This is a genomic window from Streptomyces sp. AC558_RSS880, assembly GCF_019049255.1.
In the GTDB taxonomy this organism is placed as follows: domain Bacteria; phylum Actinomycetota; class Actinomycetes; order Streptomycetales; family Streptomycetaceae; genus Streptomyces.
This window is the reverse complement of sequence record NZ_JAGMUJ010000012.1, coordinates 1-10,786: the sequence shown is the minus strand read 5'-3', so window position 1 is coordinate 10,786 and position 10,786 is coordinate 1. Positions and strand designations below refer to the sequence as shown.

12 protein-coding genes, 2 tRNA genes and 1 pseudogene are annotated in these 10,786 nt (G+C 69.9%); 6 read left to right on the top strand and 9 right to left on the bottom strand.

From position 1 onward, the window contains the following. Positions 1 to 357, bottom strand: a pseudogene (locus tag KUM38_RS04790) (hypothetical protein); the annotation flags it as partial. Positions 358 to 498: 141 nt separating this feature from the next. Here KUM38_RS04790 and crgA point away from each other — a divergent pair. Beyond that, positions 499 to 753, top strand: a complete 255-nt coding sequence (gene crgA / locus KUM38_RS04785) for a cell division protein CrgA (RefSeq protein ID WP_217128014.1) — start codon at positions 499 to 501, stop codon at positions 751 to 753. A 279-nt stretch (positions 754 to 1,032) separates the two neighbouring features. Here the strand turns inward: crgA and KUM38_RS04780 are convergent, their stop codons facing one another. Both KUM38_RS04780 and KUM38_RS04775 read right to left on the bottom strand, forming a co-directional pair. Then, a complete protein-coding gene (locus KUM38_RS04780; RefSeq protein ID WP_217128013.1) occupies positions 1,033 to 1,920 on the bottom strand; it encodes a rhomboid family intramembrane serine protease in 888 nt (295 codons plus the stop codon). Between the two features lie 105 nt (positions 1,921 to 2,025). After that, the gene (locus KUM38_RS04775) at positions 2,026 to 2,553 is read right to left on the bottom strand and encodes a peptidylprolyl isomerase (protein WP_217128012.1); all 528 of its coding nucleotides are present in this window, start codon (positions 2,551 to 2,553) and stop codon (positions 2,026 to 2,028) included. 339 nt (positions 2,554 to 2,892) lie between these two features. Here KUM38_RS04775 and KUM38_RS04770 point away from each other — a divergent pair, with 339 nt between their 5' ends. Beyond that, entirely contained in the window at positions 2,893 to 3,597 is a 705-nt protein-coding gene (locus tag KUM38_RS04770) for a DUF5324 family protein (RefSeq protein WP_217128011.1), read from the top strand. A 124-nt stretch (positions 3,598 to 3,721) separates the two neighbouring features. Here KUM38_RS04770 and KUM38_RS04765 read toward each other — a convergent pair. Beyond that, positions 3,722 to 3,794, bottom strand: a tRNA-Ala gene (locus tag KUM38_RS04765). 182 nt (positions 3,795 to 3,976) lie between these two features. Between KUM38_RS04765 and KUM38_RS04760 the strand changes: the two genes are divergently transcribed. Then, positions 3,977 to 4,525, top strand: coding sequence for a DNA-binding protein (locus tag KUM38_RS04760; RefSeq protein WP_217128010.1), 549 nt, complete (start codon positions 3,977 to 3,979; stop codon positions 4,523 to 4,525). Positions 4,526 to 4,611: 86 nt separating this feature from the next. Then, positions 4,612 to 6,186, top strand: a complete 1,575-nt coding sequence (locus tag KUM38_RS04755; protein ID WP_217128009.1) for a serine/threonine-protein kinase — start codon at positions 4,612 to 4,614, stop codon at positions 6,184 to 6,186. Positions 6,187 to 6,224: 38 nt separating this feature from the next. On the opposite strand, the gene KUM38_RS04750 is transcribed toward KUM38_RS04755, so the two are convergent. Together KUM38_RS04750 and KUM38_RS04745 are read right to left on the bottom strand one after the other, a co-directional pair. Next, a complete protein-coding gene (locus tag KUM38_RS04750; protein ID WP_308408899.1) occupies positions 6,225 to 7,550 on the bottom strand; it encodes a hypothetical protein in 1,326 nt (441 codons plus the stop codon). A 139-nt stretch (positions 7,551 to 7,689) separates the two neighbouring features. Further along, positions 7,690 to 7,818 (bottom strand): DLW-39 family protein, encoded by a 129-nt coding sequence (locus KUM38_RS04745; RefSeq protein ID WP_003999697.1) that lies wholly within the window; start codon positions 7,816 to 7,818, stop codon positions 7,690 to 7,692. Between the two features lie 339 nt (positions 7,819 to 8,157). Here KUM38_RS04745 and KUM38_RS04740 point away from each other — a divergent pair, with 339 nt between their 5' ends. Together KUM38_RS04740 and KUM38_RS04735 are read left to right on the top strand one after the other, a co-directional pair. After that, complete coding sequence (locus KUM38_RS04740) at positions 8,158 to 8,547, top strand: DUF6344 domain-containing protein (RefSeq protein WP_217128007.1); 390 nt, start codon at positions 8,158 to 8,160, stop codon at positions 8,545 to 8,547. Between the two features lie 230 nt (positions 8,548 to 8,777). Continuing rightward, positions 8,778 to 8,963 (top strand): hypothetical protein, encoded by a 186-nt coding sequence (locus tag KUM38_RS04735; RefSeq protein WP_217128006.1) that lies wholly within the window; start codon positions 8,778 to 8,780, stop codon positions 8,961 to 8,963. An 84-nt stretch (positions 8,964 to 9,047) separates the two neighbouring features. On the opposite strand, the gene KUM38_RS04730 is transcribed toward KUM38_RS04735, so the two are convergent. The 3 genes from KUM38_RS04730 to KUM38_RS04720 form a co-directional block, all read right to left on the bottom strand. Beyond that, positions 9,048 to 9,124, bottom strand: a tRNA-Ile gene (locus tag KUM38_RS04730). 121 nt (positions 9,125 to 9,245) lie between these two features. Then, on the bottom strand, positions 9,246 to 9,992 hold the full coding sequence (locus KUM38_RS04725; RefSeq protein ID WP_217128005.1) for a DUF3566 domain-containing protein: 747 nt from the start codon (positions 9,990 to 9,992) through the stop codon (positions 9,246 to 9,248). 18 nt (positions 9,993 to 10,010) lie between these two features. Beyond that, the coding region (locus KUM38_RS04720; RefSeq protein ID WP_302181167.1) for a DNA gyrase C-terminal beta-propeller domain-containing protein at positions 10,011 to 10,786 on the bottom strand (776 nt) is incomplete at its 5' end.

The following is a 10,786-nucleotide window of genomic DNA, read 5'->3' as shown; positions in this document are numbered from 1 at the left end:
GATCGCCTCGCCCTTGAGCTTCTGCGTACCGGCGCGTTCCTCCAGTACGGCGAGCTTGTCGTCCTCCGCCTTGGTGCTGCCGTCGTCACGCTCGGCGAGGGAGTCCACGTCATCGCGCAACGCGCCGTTGGTCTCCTCCAGCTCGCCGTTCTTGCGGCTGCGCTCGTGGATCAGGTCGGAGAGCTTGAGCAGCGAGGCATCCGTGCGGATGTTGGTGCCCTTGGCCGTGTCGAAGCTGGTGAAGAAGAGGAGTCCCGCCAGAGCGAAGACGCCCGCGGTGAGGATCCGCACGGGCCTCGGACGGCGTCGGCGGGCAGGACTGGATTCCTTCCCGGGAAAGTCGGCAGAATTGCTCAACGTACCCTTATCTCCTTCGACGCCGCGGAAGCACTACGCTAACGGACGCCCGGGGGAGCGCCCAGAGTCCCCTTGTACGCTGCCCCGAGCCCGACCCAGTTCCCTGCGCGGCCACGCAGCGCATCGACAGGAGAGACCCTCGTGCCGAAGTCACGTATCCGCAAGAAGGCCGACTACACGCCGCCGCAGGCGAAGCAGACGACCGCGATCAAGCTGACCAACCGCGCCTGGGTCGCGCCGGTGATGCTGGCCCTGTTCCTCATCGGGCTGGCCTGGATCGTCGTCTTCTACGTCACCGACGGCTCGCTGCCCATCGACGCCCTGGGCAACTGGAACATCGTGGTGGGCTTCGGGTTCATCGCCGCCGGGTTCGGCGTCTCCACCCAGTGGAAGTAACGCTCACCGCACGGTGAGCGCTCTCCTGCCCAGAGCTGTTGAACAGCTCTGGGCAGGGTTGTCCTCTGAGTTATCCACAGCCCTTGTCCACATGTGGATAGGAGACCCAATCTGTGGATAACTTTCGGGACGCTGACGCCGGTATGACAGAAACACCGGTAACCGAAAATCTGTTCGCACATCGTCTGACCTGTGGAAACGCCGGCCCATCACCCGGCAGACAGCCCCTCCTGCACCCTGTGCACAAGATCCGCCACCGACTGTGGACAAACTCGGTGCTCAGGTGAGCTGCGCCGTCCTCAGCAGGGTCATCAGGACGACCACGGCCAGCACCAGCGCACACGTGCCGTACTGCACCAGCACCCGCCGCTCCCGCGGGGCGTGCACCATGGCGTACCCGATCACGACACCGGCGGCGAACCCGCCCAGGTGGGCCTGCCAGGCGATGTTGCTCCAGCCGAACGTGATGATCACATTGATCACCAGCAGGGCGATGACCGGACGCATGTCCTGGTTGAGCCGGCGCATCAGTACGGCGGTCGCGCCGAAGAGGCCGAAGATCGCGCCGGACGCACCGAGCGAGGCCGTGCTCCCCGCGGCCAGCAGATAGGTCAGCGCGCTGCCCGCCAGGCCGGAGATCAGGTAGAGCGCGAGATAGCGAGCGCGCCCCAGAGCCTGCTCCAGCGGTCCGCCGAGCCACCACAGGCCGAGCATGTTGAAGCCGGCGTGCCAGATCTCCTCGTGCGTGAACACCGAGGTGACCAGGCGGTACCACTCGCCCTCGGCCACCCCCTCGATGGGCATGAACGGCGCGGGCGGCCAGACGCCGACCAGCACGAGGGGATCCAGGAGGGACGGCCGGACCTGCACGGCGATGAACACCGCGAGGTTGATCCCGAGGAGGATCTTGGTCAGCAGGCGGGGGTCGGCGACGACGGCTCCGCCGGCGATCGTGCGGGGCATGGAGGCCGTCGGCGCGTGTCCCGTACCCGAGCCGCCGCGGACGCACTCCGGGCACTGGAACCCGACCGAGGCGTCGACCATGCACTCGGGGCAGATCGGCCGCTCGCACCGGGTGCAGCGGATGCCGGTCTCGCGGTCCGGGTGGCGATAGCAGACGGGGACGCGCCGGGCGTCCTGCGGGCTGCCGGAAGCCTGGTCGTCCATGGGATCCCCTAGGTCGTGTGGAAAAGCCCCGCCCCGCCCATCCTTACGGATGAGCGGGGCGATTGGTTCCCTTCGAGGGCTTTCGCTCGCCGGGGGACGAGGTGCTCAGCCCTCGTGGATCTCGACCGACTCGATCACGACGTCGTTCACCGGACGGTCGGTGCGCGGGTTGGTCGGCGCGGACGCGATGGCGTCGATGACCTTCTGGCTGGCGGCGTCGGCGACCTCGCCGAAGATGGTGTGCTTGCGGTTCAGCCAGGCCGTCGGGGCGACGGTGATGAAGAACTGCGAGCCGTTGGTGCCCGGGCCGGCGTTGGCCATCGCCAGCAGGTAGGGCTTGTCGAAGCGCAGGTCCGGGTGGAACTCGTCCTCGAACTGGTAGCCGGGACCACCGGTGCCGTTGCCCAGCGGGTCTCCGCCCTGGATCATGAAGCCGCTGATCACCCGGTGGAAGACCGTTCCGTCGTAGAGCTTGTCCGTGGACTTCGCACCGGTCTGCGGGTGGGTCCACTCCCGCTCGCCCTTGGCGAGCTCGACGAAGTTCTTGACCGTGATCGGCGCCTGGTTCGGGAAGAGCCGGACCTGGATGTCGCCGTGATTGGTCTTCAGGGTGGCGTTGAGCTGCTCAGCCACGATGTGCCTTCCGTTGTCTTTCCGTGACTCCCTGATCCTCGCACGGACGGAGCGCGCAGTCGCCCGGCCTCCGTTCACAGGTGGGCAACCAGGCCGTTCCGCTTGCGGAAAAACGAGTGAGTGGTCCCGTGCCGGGGGCGCAAGGCGGCGATCCGTGGCATTGTCGACGACAAGCTCCCGTTGCCCCGGATTCATCCGCTATTGCAGTTGATATCACCATCGATCGAGTTCATCGGCACCCGGATGCCCGTCCGCGCATGCCGCGCGGTGACCCGGCAGGCATGATCCGTAAAAGGGTGGAAAGTCGAAATACCGTACGCCACCGAGGAGGAGGAACCCGTGACCCGCATCGACAGCGTGCGCGCCGCGACCGGTTCGGCGAAGGACAGCGTGCTGCACGCCGCGGAAGTGGTGGCGCCCTACGCCGACACGGCCAAGGTCAGGGCCGCACACTACGCACAGGAGGCCCGCGTACGGCTCGCGCCCGTGGTGACGCAGGCCGCCGGTCATGCTCGCGTCCAGTACGGCGCCCATGTGCAGCCCTATCTGGAGCAGGCCCGGACGCATGTGCCGCCGAAGGTCGACCAGGCCGCCCACCAGGCCGCCGACCGCACCCGGAAGGCCGCCCGGCAGGCGGCGGACTACTCCCGTCCGAGGATCGAGCAGGCGGTGGCCGCCGCCGGTCCCGCGCGGGACGAGGCAGCGGCCCGTGGGGCGGCCGCGCTGGCCGCGCTGCGCGGCCAGGTTTCGGTGCAGCAGATCCAGAAGCTGGCCCGCAAGCAGCGGCGGCGGGCGAAGGCCGGCCGTGCCGCGAGGGCGGTCCTGATTCTGGGTGCCGTGGCGGGCGGCGCCTTCGCCGCCTGGAAGTGGTGGGACAAGCAGGCCAACCCGGACTGGCTGGTGGAGCCTCCGGCCGCGACGGACGTGTCGTCGGAGTCGGCCAAGCTGACGTCGGTGGACGGCAGCAGCGGGGCCACGCTGGACCCGGAGGTCGAGGTCAAGGAGGCCGAGGAGGAGGCCGCCCGGCGCGACGACCAGGCCTGACGCGCGAGGACACCAACGGCGCGGTGGGGCAGAAGACTTGAGCGTCTTCTGCCCCACCGCGCCGTTTCACGTGAAACGAGAGACCCCTCCCACCGCGTTTCCGCAGGTGGGAGGGGTCCGAATGTGGAGCCTAGGGGAGTCGAACCCCTGACATCTGCCATGCAAAGACAGCGCTCTACCAACTGAGCTAAGGCCCCGGAGGAAAGCGTCCACCTGCAAGAACCACATCCCGGTGGGCGCCCGGGACCAGAGTACCGGGTCCCCCCGGGGATTCCGCAAAAAGATTGGGGGTCCCCGTGACCAACCACTCTCCGTAAGATGCTCGGACGTGGTTCGCTACAGCGAACCGCGGTTCTTGGGGAAGCGATGGGGAGACGCAATGGACGCCGCACAGCAGGAAGCCACCGCGAGAGCGCGGGAACTGCAGCGGAACTGGTACGGGGAGCCGCTGGGGGCGCTCTTCCGCAGGCTCATAGACGACCTGGGCCTCAACCAGGCTCGTCTCGCGGGAGTTCTGGGGCTGTCCGCACCGATGCTGTCGCAGCTGATGAGCGGCCAGCGGGCGAAGATCGGAAATCCCGCCGTGGTGCAGCGGGTGCAGCTGCTGCAGGACCTGGCGGGGCAGGTCGCGGACGGCAGTGTGAGCGCGGCCGAGGCCACCGAGCGCATGGACGAGATCAAGAAGTCGCAGGGGGGCTCGGTGCTCAGCAACACCACGCAGACGACGAGCAGTTCGGGGGCGCCCACGGTCAAGCGGGTGGTCCGTGAGATCCAGTCCCTGCTGCGCTCGGTGGCCGCCGCCGGCGACATCATCGAGGCCGCCGACACCCTCGCCCCCACGCACCCCGAACTGGCAGAGTTCCTCCGGGTCTACGGCGCGGGCCGCACCTCCGACGCGGTCACGCACTACCAGTCCCACCAGAACTGATTCCCCGCCCGGCCGCCGGAGGGGTTCGGCTGCCGGGGACGCGCGGAAGACGGGGGACACCGCAGGGGGAGGGGCGACGCACAGCGATGGGTGAGGTCTTCGCCGGCCGGTACGAACTGGTCGATCCGATCGGGCGCGGGGGTGTCGGTGCCGTCTGGCGCGCCTGGGACCACCGCCGCCGCCGTTATGTGGCCGCCAAGGTCCTGCTGCAGAGCGACGCCCACTCCCTGCTCCGTTTCGTGCGCGAGCAGGCGCTGCGGATCGATCACCCCCATGTCCTGGCGCCCACCAGCTGGGCCGCCGACGACGACAAGGTCCTGTTCACCATGGACCTGGTCGCCGGCGGTTCGCTGGTCCACCTGGTCGGCGACTACGGTCCGCTGCCGCCGGCCTTCGTCTGCACCCTGCTCGACCAGCTGCTGGCGGGGCTCTCCGCGGTGCACGCGGAGGACGTCGTGCACCGCGACATCAAGCCCGCCAACGTGCTCCTGGAGGCCACCGGCACGGGCAGGCCGCGGCTGCGGCTGTCGGACTTCGGCATCGCGATGCGGCTGGGTGAGCCCCGGCTGACCGAGACCAACCTGGTGGTGGGCACGCCGGGTTATCTCGCGCCGGAGCAGCTGATGGGCTCCGAACCGGACTTCCCCGCCGACCTCTTCGCCGTAGGCCTGGTGGCGCTGTACCTGCTGGAGGGCGCCAAACCGGACGCCAAGGCCCTCATCCAGCACTTCGCCGACCACGGGACACCCGGCGCGCCCCAGGGCATCCCCGAGCCGCTGTGGCAGGTGGTGGCCTCGTTGCTCCAGCCGGATCCGCAGGCGCGGTTCCGTACGGCCACGGGGGCGCGCAAGGCTCTCGCGGCTGCCGCGGAGCTTCTTCCGGAACCCGGCCCCGACGACGAACTGGTCGAGATCTTCGACCAGCTGGGTCCACTGCCGCCGGGGTTCGCCACCGACGGTCCGCTGAAGCGGGCTTCGGGCACGGGGCGTACGGCCCCGGAGGCCGAGCGGGTCTCTCCGCCGCCCGACGCCGGTGCCGGGCCCGTCCGGGACACGGGTGGTGCGGACGCCTCCGACGACACGACCGGCCCTGGATCCGTCCGGCCGGCCACGACAGCGGGCGCCGGTGCCGGAACCGGCCCGGGAGCGCTCGGTGCGGGCCCGGACAGGGGCGAGGGCGCGGCACCCACCGATCCGCGTCTAGGCACCGCGTCCGGCGACTCCCCCCGGTCGCCCGGCATGTCGGACACCGGAAGCTTCCCTCTGCCGCCGCCCCGGGCCACGATCACCTCCTCCCCCGTGCCCACCCCGCCGCCGCCCCCCGAACAGGCCCCCCGGGTGCCGGTACAGCAGGCACAGCAGGCACAGCACCAGCCCGCCGGCCCCGGCCCCTTCGCCTCCCCCCACGACCTCACTCAACGGCTGCGCTCCCCCCTGCCAGGGCCGACCGCGTATCCCGACGCCTCCACCGCGGAATACACCGCCCAGCCCTCTCAGGCCCCGCCTCCGAGCGGAGCGCTGCCACAGCGCGGATCCACCACCCCACGGACCCACCGTCGGCGCGGCCGCCGCCCCGGCCCTCCGGCAAAGGTGGTCGTCCCCCTGCTGCTCCTGGCCCTGGCCTGCTACGCCGTGGGGTTCTGGGCCCTCACGCGCATCTGACCGCCGCTGCCCGTGCCGCCCACCGAAATGCCCACGGTCTACGGCACGGCCCGCCGCCGAGCCGCCAGCGTCCACACACCGAGCCCCGCCAGCAGTGCCGTGCCGGTGCCGATGCCGCCCACCGCGAGCGCCCGGAAGGCGGCGTCGTCGCCCGTGTCCTCGCCCTCGGCCGCAGCCTCCCGGTCCTCCTCCGTGACCGTGAAGACGTCCGGCGGCACGGACTCCCCCGCGTATCCGGGCCCGTCCTGTGCCGCACCGCTCAGCCGCACCCGCAGCGTCAGCGGAACGGGTCCGTCGCCGAAGTCGTCCGCCACCGCGGCCGAGAGGTGCGCGACGAGGTAGTAGGAGCCGGCGAACCGCATCGCCCCGACCTGCCGTACGGCGGCGTACCGATTGACGTACGCGACCGGCGGGAGGGGCGCGAGGCTCTGCGCCTCCTGGCCGCCGTCGTAGCCGACGCCCACGTCCACGACGTGACCGCGTACGGGGTTGTAGAGGTCCAGGTCCAGCGCGGCGGCGGTGTAGCCGCTGCCGCCCGTGCCCGAACCACCCAGTTCGGCGGTGGCGTAGAGCTGCCGGCCCCAGTCGACGGGGACCTTGTAGAAGAGTGTCTGGCCGGGGCGGATGTCGTCCCTCCAGACTCCCTGGCCGACGGGGGCGGCCCGGGCGAAGCCCGCGCCTCCGGAGCGCCGTTCGGGCTTCCCCGGGAGGGGCTGGGGCGGGGCGGAGTTCCACTCCTTCGGCGCACTCGTCGCACCGGCCTTCTCCCCAGGGGGCTCCGACACCACGGTGAGCTCCGTCTCCCAGGGGCCGGGGGAGGAGCCCGCCCCGTCCGGGTCGACGCGTTCGACGCTCAGGTAGTACGTCCCGGCCTCCTGGCAGAGGGATCTCCTGGGGGAGATCTCCCGCATGGCCCACGCGGCGACCGGATGCCGGCTGCCAGCGGTACCGAAGCTCGCCGTGTCCACGTCGCAGGAGCGTCCCTCACCGTCCTGCACGGACACCTTGACCCCGTCGATGACGGAGGCGGTGCGGCCGGCCGGGGGTACGACGGTGGCGGAGGCGTAAGCGCTCGTGGTGCCGTCGAGTTCGAGGCGGTAGTAGACCGTGCCGCTCGCCGGGAGGGTGCTCCGGTAGGTCCGGCCGGGTTCCAGTGGCACGGATTCCGCGGTGCTCGCGGCGCCGTCGACCCTCCGCGCGTCCCCGGCGAAGGCGTAGGCCCCGGCGCCTTCGGCGGCCTCCTCCGCGACGGCCACCTGCCCCGGCAGCACACCGGCCGGTCCCAGCACCATCACGGACGCGAGCGTCACCACGCCCGCGCGTCCGCCGCGCCCGGCCCGGGCCGTACCCCGCCGTCCCCTCACGCGCCACCCCTCGTCGTCGCCCGGACGTCGCACCGCACCCATCCTGCCCCGCGGGCGAGGCCCGCCGACACGTCCCCGCCCCACACAAAACCCCGACCGCGTGGGCGGCCGGGGTCTGTTCAGCGTCGGATGTCGGTACTCACGAACCCGTGGGCACGGAGTCAGTCGCCTCCGTCCACAGATCCTGCTCGGCGCGATCCGCCTGGATCTGGCGGTACACGAGGAGCCCGCCGATGGCGGCCAGTGCGACCAGGAGAAGCTTCTTCACCGCGCGACCTCGTCTTTCCTTGACGTAGGGGACCTCTGCCGCCCGACTATACACACCGGTCGATACCGATCGGTGACCTGCGTCGGCCCCTTCAACTGCCGTCCGGCACGGCGCAGTAGAAGCGGAGTACGGCGATCCGGCCGGAGGGTGATCACATCCGTACGGACGGTCACTTTGACGGCTTTTCCGCCACCTTCGCATCTTTTCCTCGCTCATGCACCCATCCGAGTGGTGTTCATCTGAACATCCACGCGCCACGGGCGTCGGTCCACCACTTCGCGAACCTCATACACATCATGAGGAAAGTACGCAAATCGCCCAACCCGAAAGTGAGGGGCCATGGCCCGGAACAAGGTCATGAAGCTGTGGAACGCCGTCGTCACCGCCTTCCTCGCGCTGTGCACGGCGCTCGGACTCATCACCACCGCCGCCGCCACGACCGCTTCCGCGGCTGTACCGCAGAGCGACGAGACGCGCAACAGCAACAGCGACAGCAGCACCCCGAACGCGCCGGCGCCGACGACGCCCCTCTGGTCCTGGTCACTGCTCAGGGCCCTGCCCCCCACGATGAAACAACGCATCCACGCCGAGGCCCACGGCAAGTCTCCCAGCTGCCGGCACCGTCCGCTCTCGGACACGACGACGGAGTCCGACTCCTCGGGCTGCTCCGACGACACGACGTCCCCCCGCGAGGAACCCGCCACCGGCCACATCCCCCTCCAGCGCTGATCGCGGGGCCCCTCCCGCCCTTCCTCGTGCCGTCACCGCTTCCCCGAGTCCTGGCGAACTCGCGTACAGCACCACGGCCCGAGCCGACACCAGAAGACCCCGGTCGACATCCGACCGGGGTCTTCTTCGCCGTGTGCGGCACCGCACGGGGGCCAGCCACCGCAACACCGCCGCAGCGGCTGCTGTAGTTTTCCGCTGCGGGCCGGGCGGATCATCTGGGGGAGGGAAACATGGCGGCACTGGGATTCGTCTTCATCACCCTGCCGTGCCTCGCCATCATCAGCTTCACCTGCTTCGCGGCGTGCCGGGCCCAGAAGCACAAGATCTTCAAGGTGCTGGCCCACACGTTCCTGGCCGTCGGTCTCGCCTGTGCCCTTGTCCCCGTCGGGGTCGTCGTCTGGATCTCGTCCCTCTGAGCAAGGCACCGGGGCCACTCATCGGCTGATGCCAGCCATGAATGCCAAAGACCCCCAGTCGGTATCGACTGGGGGTCTTTTCGCTGGTGGGGCTAACAGGATTTGAACCTGTGGCCTCATCCTTATCAGGGATGCGCTCTAACCAACTGAGCTATAGCCCCGCCGCGCTTTGCGGGGTGTGTCCCGCGCGCTGACTCCTGAAGATTAGCGCACGACCGGGGCAGTCCCAAAATCGGTTGTCCGACGGCTGTCGGACGAGCCGGGAAAACCGCTGTGAGCAGCTCACTCGTCCTCGGCCAGCGTCAGCTCGACACCGCCCACGAAACCCGCGGAGAGGTTGTAGATGAACGCGCCGAGCGTCGCCAGCGCCGTCGCCAGGACGACGTCGATGACCGCGATGATCGTCGTGAACATCAGGACGTTGGGCAGCGACAGGAACGACTGGAGGTCGAAGCCGTTCGACTCGTTGGAGCCGGTCGCCTCGGAGATCGTGCTGCCGACCGTCGAGAACACGCCCATGGCGTCCATGACCATCCACAGCACCGCGGACGCGACGATCGTGCAGATGCCGAGCGCGATGGAGAGCAGGAAGCTGACCTTCATCACCGACCACGGGTCGGCCTTCGACACCCGCAGACGCGCCTTGCGCACGCGCGGGGTGGTGCGCGCCCCCGTGCGGGGACGTCGTACCGCGCCGGTCTGACCGGCCGCCGTACCGGCCTGCGCCGGGTAGGCCTGCGGCGGGTGGTACGGGCCCGCCTGCTGCTGCGGCTGCCGTTCCCCCGGCAGCGGTGAGGCCGTCTGAGCGGCGGCGCCCTGGTCGGGCGCGGCCTGCTGCGGGCCTCGGGTGTCCGTCACGGTTCCCCCCTGGGATCCCTGCCTGCTGGACGAGGAGGCGTCCTTGACGGGCGCCTTGATCGCTTTGAGATTGGTCGTGTGCGGATCGGCCGCCCGCGCGGCGGAGCCACGGCCGCCGCCGTCCGTTCCCCTGTTGGTACCGGCCGGTCCGGCGCCCGTGGCTCCGCTCACGCTGACTCACTCCTCGTGCTACTCGGACGAGGGCGCCTCACCCTCGTCCGTGCCGGCGGTCGCGTCCCCGTCTGCGGTCTCGTCCACGGCCACGTCGCCGTCGACTTCCTCCGCCTCGCGTCCAGCCTCGGCGTTACGGGCGATGCCGACCACGGCATCGCGCTTGCCCAGATTGATCAGTTGGACGCCCATGGTGTCACGGCCGGTTTCCCTGATCTCGTTGACTCGCGTACGAATCACACCACCCGACAGCGTGATGGCGAGGATCTCATCCGTCTCCTCGACCACCAGCGCGCCGACGAGGGTGCCGCGGTCCTCGACAATCTTGGCAGCCTTGATACCGAGGCCGCCGCGACCCTGGACGCGGTACTCGTCGACGGCGGTCCGCTTCGCGTACCCGCCGTCTGTGGCAGTGAACACGAACGTACCGGGTCGAACAACATTCATCGAGAGCAGCTCGTCCCCCTCACGGAAACTCATGCCCTTGACACCCGAGGTCGCGCGGCCCATGGGACGGAGTGTGTCGTCGGTCGCCGTGAACCTGATCGACTGCGCCTTCTTGCTGATCAGCAGCAGATCGTCGTCGGACGAGACGAGTTCGGCACCGATCAGCTCGTCGTCGGAACCGTCCTCCTGCTCCCGCAGGTTGATCGCGATCACACCGCCCGAACGCGGGGAGTCGTAGTCCTTCAGCGGCGTCTTCTTCACCAGGCCCGCCTTGGTGGCCAGGACCAGGTAGGGCACCGCCTCGTAGTCGCGGATCGCGCGGATCTGGGCGATCGTCTCGTCCGGCT